The sequence below is a fragment of the Sulfolobus islandicus Y.N.15.51 genome, from assembly GCF_000022485.1.
Classification (GTDB): Archaea; Thermoproteota; Thermoprotei_A; order Sulfolobales; family Sulfolobaceae; genus Saccharolobus; species Saccharolobus islandicus.
Map to the genome: position 1 here is coordinate 2,528,597 of NC_012623.1, position 15,940 is coordinate 2,544,536.

General features: G+C 35.1%; 18 protein-coding genes. 8 read left to right on the plus strand and 10 right to left on the minus strand.

Annotation, left to right across the window (positions count from 1 at the left end):
• Window positions 1-398: 398 nt before the first annotated feature.
• From YN1551_RS13725 to YN1551_RS13750, 6 genes are all read right to left on the minus strand, one after another.
• Complete coding sequence (locus YN1551_RS13725; protein WP_012718132.1) at window positions 399-2,006, minus strand: ABC transporter permease subunit; 1,608 nt, start codon at window positions 2,004-2,006, stop codon at window positions 399-401.
• Window positions 1,999-2,697 (minus strand): ABC transporter ATP-binding protein, encoded by a 699-nt coding sequence (locus tag YN1551_RS13730; protein WP_048052390.1) that lies wholly within the window; start codon window positions 2,695-2,697, stop codon window positions 1,999-2,001. The genes YN1551_RS13725 and YN1551_RS13730 overlap by 8 nt, the downstream gene beginning before the upstream one ends.
• 141 nt (window positions 2,698-2,838) lie before the next feature.
• On the minus strand, window positions 2,839-3,078 hold the full coding sequence (locus YN1551_RS13735; protein ID WP_012715490.1) for a hypothetical protein: 240 nt from the start codon (window positions 3,076-3,078) through the stop codon (window positions 2,839-2,841).
• Window positions 3,079-3,111: 33 nt separating this feature from the next.
• Window positions 3,112-3,609, minus strand: a complete 498-nt coding sequence (locus YN1551_RS13740) for a 3-isopropylmalate dehydratase small subunit (RefSeq protein WP_012718134.1) — start codon at window positions 3,607-3,609, stop codon at window positions 3,112-3,114.
• On the minus strand, window positions 3,610-4,857 hold the full coding sequence (locus YN1551_RS13745; RefSeq protein ID WP_012715491.1) for a 3-isopropylmalate dehydratase large subunit: 1,248 nt from the start codon (window positions 4,855-4,857) through the stop codon (window positions 3,610-3,612).
• 83 nt (window positions 4,858-4,940) lie between these two features.
• Window positions 4,941-6,242 (minus strand): cryptochrome/photolyase family protein, encoded by a 1,302-nt coding sequence (locus tag YN1551_RS13750; RefSeq protein ID WP_012718135.1) that lies wholly within the window; start codon window positions 6,240-6,242, stop codon window positions 4,941-4,943.
• A gap of 80 nt (window positions 6,243-6,322) precedes the next feature.
• Here YN1551_RS13750 and YN1551_RS13755 point away from each other — a divergent pair, with 80 nt between their 5' ends.
• A complete protein-coding gene (locus YN1551_RS13755; RefSeq protein ID WP_012718136.1) occupies window positions 6,323-8,161 on the plus strand; it encodes a glycoside hydrolase family 15 protein in 1,839 nt (612 codons plus the stop codon).
• 90 nt (window positions 8,162-8,251) lie between these two features.
• On the plus strand, window positions 8,252-8,647 hold the full coding sequence (locus tag YN1551_RS13760) for a helix-turn-helix domain-containing protein (RefSeq protein WP_010923879.1): 396 nt from the start codon (window positions 8,252-8,254) through the stop codon (window positions 8,645-8,647).
• Window positions 8,648-8,664: 17 nt separating this feature from the next.
• On the opposite strand, the gene YN1551_RS13765 is transcribed toward YN1551_RS13760, so the two are convergent.
• Window positions 8,665-8,952, minus strand: a complete 288-nt coding sequence (locus tag YN1551_RS13765) for a winged helix-turn-helix domain-containing protein (RefSeq protein WP_010923880.1) — start codon at window positions 8,950-8,952, stop codon at window positions 8,665-8,667.
• A 147-nt stretch (window positions 8,953-9,099) separates the two neighbouring features.
• Here YN1551_RS13765 and YN1551_RS13770 point away from each other — a divergent pair, with 147 nt between their 5' ends.
• The 5 genes from YN1551_RS13770 to YN1551_RS13790 all read left to right on the plus strand — a co-directional run bounded on the left by YN1551_RS13770 (window position 9,100) and on the right by YN1551_RS13790 (window position 12,720).
• Window positions 9,100-9,834 (plus strand): ParA family protein, encoded by a 735-nt coding sequence (locus YN1551_RS13770; RefSeq protein WP_012718137.1) that lies wholly within the window; start codon window positions 9,100-9,102, stop codon window positions 9,832-9,834.
• A 126-nt stretch (window positions 9,835-9,960) separates the two neighbouring features.
• The gene (locus YN1551_RS13775) at window positions 9,961-10,155 is read left to right on the plus strand and encodes a DUF3311 domain-containing protein (protein WP_012715494.1); all 195 of its coding nucleotides are present in this window, start codon (window positions 9,961-9,963) and stop codon (window positions 10,153-10,155) included.
• 5 nt (window positions 10,156-10,160) lie between these two features.
• Window positions 10,161-11,678 carry a sodium:solute symporter family protein gene (locus YN1551_RS13780; protein ID WP_012712904.1) on the plus strand — a complete coding sequence of 506 codons (1,518 nt, stop codon included), beginning with the start codon at window positions 10,161-10,163 and terminating at the stop codon, window positions 11,676-11,678.
• 63 nt (window positions 11,679-11,741) lie between these two features.
• Window positions 11,742-12,485, plus strand: a complete 744-nt coding sequence (gene cobB, locus YN1551_RS13785; protein ID WP_012718138.1) for an NAD-dependent protein deacetylase — start codon at window positions 11,742-11,744, stop codon at window positions 12,483-12,485.
• Between the two features lie 34 nt (window positions 12,486-12,519).
• Window positions 12,520-12,720, plus strand: a complete 201-nt coding sequence (locus tag YN1551_RS13790) for a hypothetical protein (protein WP_012710437.1) — start codon at window positions 12,520-12,522, stop codon at window positions 12,718-12,720.
• Between the two features lie 20 nt (window positions 12,721-12,740).
• On the opposite strand, the gene YN1551_RS13795 is transcribed toward YN1551_RS13790, so the two are convergent.
• Window positions 12,741-13,454, minus strand: coding sequence for a nucleotidyltransferase family protein (locus YN1551_RS13795; RefSeq protein WP_010923884.1), 714 nt, complete (start codon window positions 13,452-13,454; stop codon window positions 12,741-12,743).
• A gap of 379 nt (window positions 13,455-13,833) precedes the next feature.
• On the minus strand, window positions 13,834-14,895 hold the full coding sequence (locus YN1551_RS13805) for an IS110 family RNA-guided transposase (RefSeq protein ID WP_012718139.1): 1,062 nt from the start codon (window positions 14,893-14,895) through the stop codon (window positions 13,834-13,836).
• Between the two features lie 470 nt (window positions 14,896-15,365).
• Between YN1551_RS13805 and YN1551_RS13810 the strand changes: the two genes are divergently transcribed.
• Window positions 15,366-15,566, plus strand: a complete 201-nt coding sequence (locus tag YN1551_RS13810) for a hypothetical protein (protein WP_012710445.1) — start codon at window positions 15,366-15,368, stop codon at window positions 15,564-15,566.
• Here the strand turns inward: YN1551_RS13810 and YN1551_RS13815 are convergent.
• Entirely contained in the window at window positions 15,550-15,912 is a 363-nt protein-coding gene (locus tag YN1551_RS13815; RefSeq protein ID WP_012718140.1) for a hypothetical protein, read from the minus strand. The genes YN1551_RS13810 and YN1551_RS13815 overlap by 17 nt on opposite strands.
• Between the last annotated feature and the right edge of the window lie 28 nt (window positions 15,913-15,940).

A 15,940-nucleotide genomic window follows, 5' to 3' on the forward strand; every position in this document is an offset into this window, starting at 1 on the left:
TAAAAGTTTTTAACATTAGGAATTTGGGCTTAGTCGATTTTTTAAAAAATTTTCATTATAAAATCCTTTATACATGCAAGATTTTGTTTTTTAAACCATTTGTATATGGTGTTGGCGATTCACGGATCCATTGCGAATTGTAATTTGTGAATAATATAAATATAAAAGTGTTAACACGATTAAGCATGTATTTCCTTTATAAAACGTTTTCACCCGATTAAATTCATCATTGTTTTTGAAATATAGTGAATTCACAATGGAAATCTGAATAGCCCATGGTGTGCAAAGTATGATCTTGTGAGATATAGTTCAGCAAAATTTTTAATGTAATCCTTTTTATAGTAAGTGAGGATGACGAATCCGGGAACTGATCAGTGAGGACATGCGCGAACGCTGATTCATGGTAAATAAATTCCTTCCTCTGCCACATATTTCTCTCTTGCCAAATCCATCATCTTCCTCGTGAAAAATATTGAGTAAATCATTACTACTATTCCAAATATTAACGAGTCCCATGCTGCAAGAGGGATATTTCCATTTGCAGTAGCTACTGCAATACTCTTCATAATACCATGGCTGACTTGCAATGTGTAACTGTTTGAAATTTCCCAATATTCTCCTATTGCCAAACCTCCCCATGCACTATTTATCGTGCTGGAAAGTCCTGAAATTATATATGGAAATGTTGAAGGTATAATTACATATCTTAACTTATGCCAGAAGGAGAAGTTATAGTTTTTCATTATCTCCCAGTATTGATTAGGCACGTTCTTTATCCCAAGCCAATAACTATAGAAAACGTAATAGAAAGTTGATATGAAACCTAAAAGTATTACGTAAAATTCATCAGTCCAACTTCCAAATACAGTATGAATAAAACTAATGGTAGCTGTAAAAAGTAATGGAAAGTAGGCCGGAGCTGGAAAAGACGCATATGTTTGTATTGCCGGGATTAATACTTTTTCTACTCTTTCACGAGTTGCGATGAAATATCCTAGAAATATTGAGAATACTAGACTAACAATTGCAATGAAAAGAACTCTTATGTAGTCTATCAAAAGGTTGAAAAGAACGTTGGGAGTGGTTGAGATTAAGTAAAGCCATACCGATTTAGGTACTGAGGAAATTGTAGAGAAAGCCCCATAAACTAATAATCCCAATAAAAGTACCGAGATTCCAATGCCCAAATATCTCCAAGGTAAGTTCCTTCTAGTCTCCTCTTCGCTACTTGCGCTTCTGCTTCCAATTCTCGTTACATATTTAGATAACTTGACAAAAGGAGCTATTGTGTTTGACATTCTCGTGGCATATCTTATTCTCATTCTACCTCTTTTGGTTACTTTTATTTCAGTGTCTAACCCATATTTGGACACTGTATAGTTGGCAAATCTTCTTAATAAATATGTAAATATAATTATAGGAATTGCAAGAATTCCTAATCCATCTAAGGCTAGAGTATACTCTTGCGATGCAGTAAACTCCCCAATTAATGTACCTATACCAAATACGTGGTAACTAGAACTGCCTATGGAGAAAACCTCACTAACGGTAATATAGAAGATCGCGTCAGCGAAACTGGGTATAAGGTTAGCTGCTATTCTAGGCCATGAATAAGGGATATATAGTTTTGCCATTTTACCTAGAAAGCCTAATCTATAGTTTTCACTAACTTCTAAAAGGTCGCTCGGAACAGTCTTGAAAGCCTGATATATCCCTATCCATATATTCCATACTACAGCAGTGAAAACTAGAAAATCCACGGCTAATTCTATACCGATATATCCACCTATCCTATATACAAAGAATATTAGAACAACTGGAAAGAATGAAATAACTGGAACTGATTCGAAAATTTCTACAACTGAAATATAGATATTTTCAAACGCCTTACTTTTTATTGCTATATACCCTAGAAACCACCCGGTAATTATTGACAATCCTATTGTAAGAAAAACCCTACCTAATGATGCTAGAGAGGCCAAAAATATCAGCAAAATCTCATTCATTATTATTCCCTCCCTTCTTTACTGGGGTTAAGAGCGCATAAAGTATATCTAAATACTCTTGAAAACTTTCATCCTTTGGATTTCTTGGTCTTTCCAGTTTTATTTCTACTTCTCCAATTACTGTAGCTGGTCTTCCGTTCAAAACATAAACTCTATCAGCTAATTCCACTACTTCGCTCAAACTATGAGATACTAAAACTACGCTATGGAGTGTAGTAGATTCATAAAATAGCATTGAATGTACTTCTTGCCTTAAACCCTCTGCAGTTAATTCGTCTAAGTGTGAAAACGGTTCATCCATTAAAAGCACTAATGGATTAGCAGCTAAAGCCCTAGCTATTGCTATTCTTTGTCTCATTCCTCCACTCATTTGTTTTGGATAAAAGTCCTCAAAACCTTGAAGCCCTACTACTTCTAGCATATGCTTAGCTAATCTGTCTTCTTCTTCTTTGGGTAATTTCCTATATTTTAAGCCTAGTTTAACATTTTCCAACGCAGTTAACCAAGGAAAAGTGGCTATTGACTGGTGTATTAGTGCAATTTTTGGCGTTGGGCTAGTTACCTTTTTTCCTAATAATCTAATTTCCCCCTTAAGTGGTTTTACGAATCCCCCTAATACTCTTAGGAGTGTTGATTTACCAATCCCAGACGGACCTACTATAGCTATAAGCTCCCTATCCTTAGTATACATGTTGATATTTTCGAACACTAAATATCCGTTTGGGTAAGCGTAAGCTATATCTACGGTCTCTAGGATTCTTCCAACAGCTTCACCGTTTTCTCTCTTCTTATAAATTCTTAAAAGCTTTTCGACTGTTTTTCCTATTGTAAACTACATTGGGGATTTATCTTTATGACGAAAAATATTGAGAATTCTTCTTAATTTCAAAAACGAATTTATTATTAATAATTCTATTAGGAAAATCAAACAAAGATATACAACATTAAATGGCATTGTAGTTAAAAGCTGGTATACTGCATACCCATAAATGACTTTAACACTCTCTATTCCAATCCCATAATCAACGATTGTAAGCATTAGGGAGACCAAACCGATAATAATCCACTTCACAATATTAGTATTAAAAACTAAAAAATAAACTTTTTAGTTTCGGTTTACTGTCTGCATCTTCTTTAGATATTCCATTATTCCTCCAGCTTGTAGAATCTCTAGTGCCATCTCTGTTATGCCCTTTCCCTTAAGCACCTTATTACCAACCAAGATTTCACCAGTCTCCACGTCAATTTTGACGTAACTGTTTTCATCTATCTCCTTCGTGGAATTAGGTAACGTTATGACTGGTAAACCATTATTTATCGCATTCCTATAGAATATTCTAGCGAATGACTCAGCAACTACTGCCTTAACTCCAGCAGCCTTTAGGGCTATGGCAGCTTGTTCTCTTGAGGATCCCATTCCAAATACTTTACCCGCAACTATTATAACACCCTTTGATGCCTTCTTGTAAAACTCTGGGTCTAATGGTTCCATAACGTGCTGTGCTAAATACTGTGGGTCAGTATATTTTAAGTACCTAGCTGGAATTATTATATCAGTATCTATTTTATCACCAAACTTAATTACTGGACCTTCTATTATCATTCAGATCACCCTGGGATCTGTAATCTTACCTTCTAATGCGCTAATTGCAGCAACAGCGGGACCAGATAAGTAAACTTTAGCCTCATTACTTCCCATTCTCCCTTTAAAGTTTCTGGAACTTGTTGATACAATATTCTCACCTGGACCAGCTATACCGAAATGACCACCTAGGCATGGTCCACAAGTTCCATACGTTACAATACAACCAGCATCAACTAATGTTTGTATATAACCTCTTTCTAAAGCCTCCTTAAACATTCTGTAAGACGCAGGGATGGCGATGCACCTACTCTTGACCTTCTTTCCTTTCATTATTTTAGCAGCTATTTCGAAATCGCTCAACCTACCATTTGTACAAGAGCCTATGTAAACTTGATCTACTGGAGTACCTTCTAACTCATTTACGACCTTAACATTATCTACACTATGCGGAGCAGCAACTAGTGGTTCCATTTCGTCTAGTTGAATAGTGTATTCATCAACGTATTTAGCGCCGTTATCTGGTGTAACAAGTTCTGGTTCGTATCCTCTCATCTCTTTGATGTATCTCTTAGTCTCTTGATCTGGTATGAACATTAATGCATCAGCATTCATTTCAATTCCCATATTTGATACTGTTGCCCTATAATCCATTGGAAAACTTAACGGATCCTTGACGAAGATTTCTAACGTCATTCCATTAAAGTAATCTGCCTTAAAGTCTCCTAGCAATTTTAGTGCAACGTCCTTTCCAGTTATCCATTTAGCAGGTTTTCCTTCTAAAACTACTTTAAATGGTTGTGGCACTACTAGCCAAGTTTTACCAGTTATTAAAGCGGCTGCAATATCACTAGCTCCCATACCTTGAGCAAATGCTCCTACAGCACCGGATGTGGTTGTGTGACTATCAGCTGCTAAAATAACTTGTCCAGGGTTGGCGTATTGCTCTATCATGACTTCATGTAAAATTCCGTAATTTATATCATAAAAATTAGGAATACCTTCCGATTTCACGAACTTTCTTATATAGCCTTGAATTTCTGCACTCCTTACATCTGGAGGTGGAGCTAAATGATCAAAAGCTATTACTAATTTACTTTTATCGAAAACTTTAATCATGTTAGCCTTTTCCATTACCTCAATCACGTGATAACCAGTTAAGTCATGAAATGCTACTAAGTCTACTTTAGCCTCTATAACGTCTCCAGGCGAGACATCCTTTCCCGATGCTCTGCTTAAAATTTTCTCAGTTAACGTTTTTGCCGACATCAATAAGGAGTTAAAATTATTAATAAATAAGCATTTCTTACGAAGAAATTACATTTACATCGTACTAAATCCGAAAAAGAAACCTATTTTATTTTAGATTTCCTACATACCTCGTAAAGTCTCTTTGAGAGATTTACCCTTATTCTCCAATCTACTATAGGTTTAGGGTAGCTCTTCAGAGTATATTTGTATGCATTATGTATGATCTCTGCGTCATAGCTTTCCAATTCATCTACCCACCTTTTTATATACTTTGCCTCCGGATCATATGTAACCTGTTGTTTCCAAGGGTCAAATACTCTAAATATATAATCAGTACCTACAGAGGCTATCCATTGCCAGTTTCCATTGTTAACCGAAGGATCATAATCAATTAATTTACTTGCAAAGTATTTCTCACCTATCCTCCAATCAATTATAAGAACCTTAACTAGGAAAAATGCGGTTAACATTCTAACTCTGTTCGGCATATCACCAGTCCGGTTCAATTGTCTCATTCCAGCATCTATTATTGGATATCCAGTTTTTCCCTCAAGCCAAGCTTGAAATAACCTTTCATTGTTCTCCCACTCAATGCAATTATATTCCCTTTTTAACGGTTCATGAAATACTCTCTCATTATAGTAAGCCAATAAAGTATAGAAATCCCTCCAGTATAACTGCCTAATTATAGCTTGACTGTCTAATAGAGAATAATAAACCTCTCTAATTGACAAGGTTCCAAATTTCAGATGGGGTGAAAGAAAAGTTCTATTATCCTCTGCTACGAAATCTTTCCTATCGTAATTAATTTGCCTTGCTCTCTCTATTAATTTAATGCCCTCTTTTCTTCCTCCTCGTTCTCCTTGTCTAGGTGGTAATTCATGCTCGTCACCTAAAGAATTTTTATAGTAATTTGTATAATTATTTTGAACTGGTTTCCTTATTTGTTTATTTTTTACTACATTATAAAATGTTGTGAAGTTCCTATAGTTTTTAAAATCGTTCTTTGATGTGAGTAAGTAATCCTCAAAAGATTTCATAATTTTTCCGGTATCTTCACAGTACTTGCGAATTCTTTCGTCCCTCATTTTACTAAATGGAGTATAATCCTCATTTAGATAAACTGCATCAACATCTTTAAGTAAGTTCTTTATTACCTCCTCAGCTAGTCCGAAGTAGACATAAAGTCTGGATCCTCTTTTTCTTAACTCGTCATTTAGCTCATTCAATGAATTAATCATGAAGTTTATGGCAAACTCTGATTTGTATTCGTTTTCATTACCGACTTGTCTAGGATCTAATATAAACGCTGGAATAACTTTCTCGCAATCCTCTAAAGCTTTAATTAATCCAGTATTGTCGTCTAGTCTCAGATCTCTTCTAAATATAAATAGGCAGAGCACATTTCTTTTCAGTTCTCGAGTTATTAGATTTATATTAAAAAGAGTTAGAATAAAAGGAAGCTTTTAACATTATATGTTATATGACTAGATATTTGATCTTGGGAAACGGTTCATTGACAGTTCTATACGATAGTAATTTTACAATAAGGGAAATATACTGGCCATTAACTACTACAAATAATTTACATAGGGGCAGGTTTGGTGTTTTTGTTAATGGTAAGTTCTCATGGTTAGATAATTTAAATCCAAAGATTGGATATTTAGATGATACTTTAGCGGCATATTCATCTTTTTCCTTTGAGGGAGTGAATTTTTATTTAGAAGATGTAATAGATATGGCTTATGATATTTGGATAAGGAAAGTTTCAGTAAAAGACGTAAAGGATAGGGACGTTAGAGTTTTTACCGCTTTTGATTTTCATGTTGGGGGAACACCAGATGGTAATACTGCACTTTTTGACCCTTATTCTGAGTCTATGATACAATATAAAGGTTCTAGATGGTTTTTACTTTCATCTCCGATTCCCTTCTATCAGTACGCTACGGGAATTAAGGAATATAAGGGACTTTTAGGGACATGGAAAGATTGCGAAGATGGTGAACTTTCCGGTAATCCAATTGCTCAAGGTTCAGTTGATTTTGCTAGTAGTTTCAAATTGTATGGAGAAGATTTATATATATGGTTAGTAGCCGGTAAAAATTATAATGAAGCTAAGGGTTTAAGCGATTACGTGAGGAAGAGAACACCCGCGATTTTATTCAAGAGGGTTAAGGACTATTGGAGAGCGTGGTTAAGTAAAGTAAACGATTACGGTGAATACGATTCGATTTTAAGGAGAAGTTTACTGATTTTGCAATCCCATGTACAGAACAACGGTGCCATAGTAGCGTCACTAGATACTGATATTATGAAGTTTAATAGGGACACATATAACTACGTGTGGCATAGAGATGCTGTATTCTGTATTTTAGCTCTTGAACTAATGGGGTATTTTGATAGATCTAGACAGTTCTTTGAATTCACTAGGAGGCTCTTCACAATAAACGGTGCGCTATTTCATAAATATACTGTTGATGGACATTTCGGTTCCACATGGCATCCCTGGACTTTGGACTATTTGCCTATTCAAGAAGATGAGACTGCATTAGTACTTTACGCCTTATGGTTTCATTTTTCAAAGTGGAAAGATGTTGATTTTATAAAGACTTACTATAGGTCCATGGTTAAGGGTATAGCTGATTTTCTAGTAAATTATAGAGAAAAGGCTACCGATCTTCCACTTCCCTCATTCGATCTATGGGAAGAGAGGATTGGTACTCACTTTTATACTACAATAACTGTAATCGCAGGATTAAGGGCTGCAGCGGATTTTGCAAGATATTTTGGAGAAGACGAGCTAGCACAAAAATATGAAACTGTCGCAGATCAAATGCGTAATTCATTAGATTTATTCTGGGTTGGTGATCATTACGCTAGAACGATATATATGAAGGAAGGTCAAGTTCATAAGATCGATGAAACTGTTGACTCAAGTATATTGTTGGCACCAATATTTAATGTAATTCCGATGAGCGACTCCCGTTTTGTAAAGAATTTAGAGACTGTTATAGAGAAGTTAAGTGTTAAAAGGGGATTAGTTAGGTATGAGGGTGATCAATATTTAAGAGGAGGTAATAATTCCAATATCTGGTTTATATCTACATTATGGTTATCTCAAGTTTATTCGTTAATGGGTGAGAAAGATAAGGCTAAGGAAAAGATAGATTGGGTCTTGTCGAAATCTTTACCAACTGGAGTTATACCAGAACAAATTGACGATAATGACAAATATCCATCAGTTTCTCCCTTAGCGTGGAGCCACGCAGAGTTAATAAGGGCAATATATGCATTAAGAAATGGCACATTAGATCCTAAATAAATCGTAATTTTAACTATTATCTTTTATCATTATAAATTAAGTTTACAAGTTACCAAAAGATTTTTAAGAGTTTTATGAAATCCTCTAACTATGCAAGGTAAAACTGAAATAAACATGCCAGATGGTAGAGTAGCTGATATATTTAATGTAATAAAGTTCCTTTATGGACTCAGTGATAGGGATATAGAAATTTTAAAATTGTTACTTAAATCTCAAAACCCTCTCACCATGGAAGAAATTTCAAGTAAATTGAATATTACAAAATCTGTTGTGAATAAATCTATACTGAATCTTGAGAAGAAGAATATAATAATTAAAGAAAAAATAGAAACTTCTAAAAAAGGGAGAAGGGCATATACGTATAAGGTGGATTCAAATTATTTAAACAAGAAATTACTTGTTGATCTAGACCAATTAATGAAAGATTTAAAGGTAAAGATAGCAAATGTTATAGGCGTAGAGATAGAAAAAACTGCTAATATTTAAAGAAAAAAATCCTTTTATTATTTAATGGATAGCACGCTATTAATTTTCTCCTTTAATTGATCCATATTCTTTCTCATATCATTAAATCTCCTTATATCTTCAAGTAGTTCCTCTCCCTTCTTAGTTAACATGTACTGTTTTCCTTCTTGTTTTATGATTTCTAAATCCATTAACATCTTTATATATCTCCCAGTTAGAGCATAGCTTAGATTGGCACCATACATTATTCTGGTCTTAGGAGATCCAGATTTACATGCCTCAAGTATTGCTTGTATAATTTCTAGCTTGCTTCTTTTCTTAGCCATGATAGACTTTCTATATATTGCAGTTTATAAACTTTTGCTTTACATCCAATGTATTACTAGTCTTTTTAGCTTTGAGTTGTCTCTACTTTGTCATATTGTTGAAAAGTATTAATTTATTTAAGCTCTAATGATTAAGTTACTCTTATAATGGAAAGAATTGACATAGTAAGCGTTAAAGGTGGTGTAGGGAAATCATTTATAGCTTATTTTCTGAGTAAAACACTTGCTGCAAGTCATAAAATATTACTGATAGATAAAGATTTAACATCTACACTTAGTAGGGTCTACAATATAAAAGGCAACTTACTATCTTATTTGACAGTGGGTCAATCCTCTTTAGCTTATTTCAAAGAAGTTGACAGTGGACTTACAGTAGTTAATGTAGGCTGCAGTAGAAAGATAAAAAATGTAGAACCTAAAAAAATTGCAGATATCTATAGTGGCTTTTCGGATCACGATTTGATGATAGTTGATAACCCATCAATACCCTCAGATGTTTGTTTAGATACTGAGCTTCAAGCTTATTATACTTATTTGAATGAAAAGAGATTAGATTACAATTTGATCTTAATATTACCCCCAAATCAGCTTTTGTTAGATGAAAGTCTGGCATTCATGCAACTATTTAAGGATTATATTAAGAATGAATTAAGTATATCTCTGGGAAATGATTTAGTAAATTTTGATGTAATATCCTCAGTAATAAACATGTATAATCCTAGGGAAAGAATAGATATTAGTAAGATTAAAGATTTAACTAGTAAAATAGTTAAAATTCCATTCAAGAAAGAAGCAATTTATACACCCTTTAATCAACTAAACACGCCAATGGAAATTAGTGAATTGGCAAAATATGTGCTAGAGTATCTAGAAAGTAGGTGAGATATAACTATTCTTACTATTAGTTTATAAAGTTAATACCATTCTATAAATACTTTAATGTTTCAAACGATATAATGAAAGAAAGAATTATATACAAGAATTTCTGATCATAAAAATTGTGGTTAAATGGTAAGTGCGAAAAGTATTTTAGCGGGAATCCTACTTCTAATACCATTTATCGTATATTTTGCAATACCAACATATAATAAAGTAGAGCCAGACTTAGGGAGTTTGCCGTTCTTCTATTGGTATCAAACAGTGTGGTTGGCAATATCAACAATACTTTTCTCAATAGCTGCGCTCCTTCTTGCCAGAAGGTGATATAAATGTTAGGGCTAGCTGGAATAATCGTCTTTATAGCACTTTTCATAGTATTCATATTCCTTGGATTTTATGGGGCTTTTTGGAGAAAAGGAAATTTGGATTTGCTTCATGAATGGGGATTAGCAGGGAGAAGGTTAGGTACTGTTCTAGTATGGTTCTTAATGGGTGCAGATTTATACACAGCATATACATTTATTGCAGTACCATCAAGCCTTTACGCAAAAGGTGCAATATATTTCTTCGCAGTACCATATGTTTCTTTAACCTTTGCCATAGCGATGTTAACAATGCCTAAACTATGGATTGTTTCGAGAAATAGAGGTTATGTGACGGCAGCTGATTTCGTGAAAGATAGATTCAACAGTAGCATTTTAGCTGCTTTAATAGCGTTAACTGGTGTAGTCGCTGAATTACCTTATATAGCATTACAAATAGTAGGTATGAAGTCGGTCCTACAGATGATGTTATTAGGAATAGGTAACGCGGCCTTAGTGTCTGAAATTTCCCTAATAGTTTCCTTCATAATTTTAGCGGCATTTACGTACACTTCCGGCCTTAGGGGTGCTGCGTTAACTGGAGTTTTTAAAGATATTTTGATCTGGATCACGGTTATATCGGTAATCGTAATCGTACCACTACAATATGGGGGTTTCACTCACGCCTTTAGTGTTATAAACTCAGCAAACCTTTCAGCAAGATATACTACACTACCAAGTAACTTACAAATAGCATATTGGAGTTTATTCTTAGGTAGTGCACTAGCCCTATACCTTTATCCACATTCAATAAACGGTTCATTAAGCGCTGATGATAAGAATAGATTAATGTATAGTACAGCATTGTTGCCAATTTATGGTATTGGTCTAGCAATAATAGCATTATTTGGTATTTTAGTTTATGCGGTACCAAACGCATTGAGTGTTGTATCTAAATATGGGGGTGCCCTTGTAGTTCCTGCATTAATAACATCAACCATGCCAGATTGGGCTGCTGGTATAATGCTACTAGGTATATTTGTTGGTGGCCTAGTCCCAGCTGCAATTATGGCAATAGCGGCATCCAATTTACTAGTTAGAAATGTAATAAAAGAGGTAAATCCAAGCATTACACCCAAAGGGGAGACAACACTAGCTAAGTGGATATCAGCTGTTATAAAGTTCTTAGCTTTAGCCTTCGTCTTCCTAGTCCCATCTACATATGCCATCAACCTCCAATTGCTAGGAGGAATACTTATAACACAGACATTACCGGCAGTGTTCTTAGGTTTATACACTAAATGGTTTAATCCATGGGCATTAACTGCGGGATGGGCTACTGGAATTATAAGCGGGACCTATATGTTCTTCACATTTGGACTACCTCGTGCCACGTCTCTATATCCTACGCTTTTCGGTTTAATGTATGCTGCAGTAATAGCGTTAGTACTGAACCTGGTAGTTTCAGTCATAGGTACGCTTGTAGCTAATGCCCTAGGGTTCAAGACTAAAAGCAATATATCTGCAGAGGATCTAAAAGGATGAAAGTTAAACTCAAACCTTTTTTATTTTAAAATCTTATTTACCTACTAGTAGTATATTCTAATTATGATATACGAGAAAGTAGCTGAAGAACTTATTTCCTCTTCTTACACCATAGCCTTTACCGGAGCCGGTATTAGTACAGCTTCTGGTATTCCCGATTTCAGAGGTCCTCAAGGATTATGGAAGAAGTATTCACCAGAGTTAGCTAGTATAGAATATTTTGAAAAAGATCCTAAAAATTTTTGGGGATTCTACTCATTAAGAATGAGGGGATTATTCGAAGCCCAACCTAATAAGGCACACTACTCTTTGGCTGAGTTAGAAAAGATGGGCATAATAAAGGTAATAATAACACAAAATATTGACGGTCTACATCAGAAGGCTGGTTCTAAGAACGTTATTGAGCTTCACGGAACTATGAGGAGGTCATATTGCGTTTTATGCTTAAGGACTTATGATTCGCTAAACGTCCTAAGTATGATAGAAAAGGGTAATCTTCCACCTAGGTGTGATTGTGGTGGGATAATAAGGCCAGATGTTGTGCTTTTTGGGGAACCAGTTAAGAACATTTATGAGGCACTAAGTATTGCCTATGAATCTGATCTCGTAATTTCAATTGGTTCTTCATTAACTGTATATCCAGCCAATTTAATTCCACAGACCGTAAAAGAAAGAGGTGGTAAGCTAATAATTTTAAATATGGAAGAGACCCCGTTGGATAGTATTGCGGATTACGTTGTAAGGGAACCAGTGGAAATTTCATTGCCCAAGATAGTTGAGAACGTGAGACAGAAAATACTTTCGTGAATCTCGGTAGTGTTTTTTAAGTAAAATTTCTGATATGATTGAAGAGGAAGAGGAATTAAAATTAATAAAACAAATATTTTTAATAATTAATGAGAATGTGCCAGATGACTGTAGAGATTTGGTAATTAACAGATTAATGAATAGACTAATGGATGATATTAAGGAACTAGGTGTTAAGGAGACAATAAAAAAATGGTTAGGTGAGGAAGATGAGGAACTTATCATAGTTGATTAAATCAGTCGCGGATTTGATCTTCACCTTTCAGAGCTTAGCCCGTTCTTCATCTTTATTAAATCTTCAGAGACCTCCTCTATATCTTTTATTGTATCTATTGATCTCCAGTAGACATCATAATACTTTATGCCAATCAATAACGATTCCTTTGCAAGTTTAGGAAAAGTGAGTTTTTCCATGTCTCCCTTTTCTGGTAAGTATTTGAATATTTCCTTTCTCATTAGATAAACTCCCGCATTTATCCAGTAGTTTTCTAAGATTGGCTTCTCCTTAAAATCTATAATCTTGTCATCCTTAGTTTCGACTATTCCGTATGGGCTCTTCAAGGGAACTAGTGACATTGTCATTACGTTTTCATTAGATATTTTTAACTTACTTATATCTAGGTTAGTTATTATATCACCGTTGAGAACTATAAACGTGTTTTCCGTACTTAATAATCTCTCGACCTTCCTGAGTGCTCCTCCAGTACCTAAAGGTTCCTCTTCTATAGAAAAATACGTTGAAATTCCCAATCTCTTTTCGTTTTCACTTAACCACTTTATGAGAACCTCCCATTTATAGCCTGTTAATATTACAAAGGATGTAATACCGAATTGTTTAAGCCAAGAGATCTGCCATTCAATAATTGGTCTCCCAGCCACTTCAATCAAAGGCTTAGGCCTATCATCTGTAAGTGGTCTTAATCTCTTACCATACCCACCCGCTAAAATAACCGCGTGCATAACATACATATTATTTCCAATTTAATAAACATTTTCCAATACTAGCCTAAAAGTCTCATAGCGTAGAGGACTATTTTGAAAGTTCTTTCCTTCGAATTCTTCAGCTCTAGACTCCAACTCTTTTACGTAACCACTGGTTATTTTTAATTACTTCTAAATATCGTTTTGATTAAATAATGTTTATATAGTATTACAATGTATTTTCTATTGGTGATCTCCCAACTGATGACGGGTACTACTCACGAGGTTTGGGGAGTGATAAAATTGAGGTCTAAGAACTTTCCGGCGTTCAGTAATAAATCTTTCGCTCAAACTTCAAGCATAGTATTAGCTAACATTGCCACGTGGGTCCTTTCAACCCACGTGGCGATTCGGGGGAGGGATTCACCTATTTAGGCTCATAAGGCTTATTATTATACCAAACACTCCAAACAACCCTTGCCAACTTCCTAGCCAAAGCGACATACAACTTCTTACCCTTCAACCTATCCTTGTGTGTTTCATAAAACTTCAGCAAGGTTGGATTCCTAGAGTAATTCCTCATTGCTAAAAAGTAGAACAAGCTACGCAAGTACTTATTACCCCTCTTGGAAATCCCCCTACTTATTACAGCCTTCCCGCTCCTCTCCACTACGGGATCTAAACCGCAATAAGCAACAAAGGACTCAGGCTTAGGAAAACGCTTAACATCACCAACAATACCAGCTGCAAGCCTCCCAACACTTGGTATCGTTAATAGGACGTGGTCTTGAGGGACTTGCCCCTCAATCATCCTCCTAACCTCCTTCAACCTCTCTTGCGTTTCTAGGATGTTTTTAGCCAGGATTTTGATTTCCTCAAGTACTATTGGCGTATATTCAAGTTGGTATAGTTCTTCCTGTGTGAAATCTCCTTTCGCAAGTTTTTCCAACCTGTCCTTGCTTACCTTATCGTTATCGCTTACTAGGAATAGTGCTCTCTTTAGCCTGTTCTTGTATTTCGTCTCTATGTCCTTTAGGAAGAGGTAGAGTGTTACTAATTCCTTTAAGGGGTTGTAATCGTACTCCTTAGCCTTGTCGACCATGTTTTCTAATTTTTCTGCGTCGTAAAAATCTGTTTTCTTTCCCCTAAACTCCTTTTCCCTTGATAACACGTTTGGGCTGACTTGTAGTACTCTTACCCCTCTCTCCTTGAAGTATTGTGAAGGCCTTATTGCGTATACTCCGGTAGGCTCTAGGACTATTACGCAAGGTTTCATCTTGAGGATTTCCTCATAACCCTTCTTACTGTTCTCGTATCTTCTCACCCTCCCCCTGCTAGTTATTAAATGTTCTTTTGATATATCTATTCCTATTATCCCTACCTCTTTGTCACACCTATATGCGTGAATTTTATCACAATGTTCAGTCCGACGGTAGGGGTTAGTCACGCCCGTAGCCGAAGACTTTGCTTCAGAACTCACGTCGACCATGTTTCCCCAGTCGAGGAGAGTATTACTCTCCTCGACTAATAAACCTATATAGGCGTTTCCCTCGACCAGCCCCAATGATTTAAGGGTGACTGCGTATGATCCCTTAAGAGGGGTGCCCGTGGCAGAATTAGAAGTAATTAAAAGTAAGGAAAAGTTACGCCACGGGTAAACACTCTTATATAGTAAAGAGGACCAATATACATTTCAAACAATTATAGGTATTATTTGTTTTTACGTAGCCTAAAACTACCCAACCCTCATGGAAAACATTATCAAAATCCACCCTCATAAAGTTAAAAAGTTAAAGCCTTTGAATAATTCTTTCCAGATAAAATTTAGTAAATAGTAACTTATATTTAAGAACTTATTTAACAAGATTAAATAGGTACAAGAAAAGCTAATATCTTAATAAAATGTGTTAAAGTACATTATGGAAAAGTTTTAAAAAGAGAGAGTACGGACATTATCTTATGAAAGAAAGAGAAGTAGAAGCTAAAAGATTAGTTGGAAAGAAGAATGTGAGAGGAAAAATATACGAGTATGAATACTTCACGTTACCGTTGAACCTATACTTGCCTAAGTCAATGGTAGAGAAATTCGGAACAAAATATATGCTTCAAGTTGATGAGGATAGTGGAACAATAACAATAAAGCCTAAATCTGGTCAGTGAAACCAAGGATTTTTCCCCTATGTATTATAAACGTTTTGTTAGAAGTGTGAATCTTAATGATTTTATCCTTTATCTCAACCCTAGTTATTTTTTCATAAATTTCAGGTTTATAGAGATGTAATGAGATCGCAATAGTGAATAGATAGACTAAAATGGGTATTATAAAAAGTGTTAGGACTAAAATATATCTAAAAATCACATATAAAATGGAAACCAATAAGACAATAATGAATGAGATATAATACATCTCGTTAATTTGAGTCTTTTTATACCCTATCTCACTCTCCGATATGAAAAATATTACATAGTAACCGTCATCACTTAGCCCAATTGCTTTCTTTTTCACAGTATTAATTTGACATCAGGGATATTTA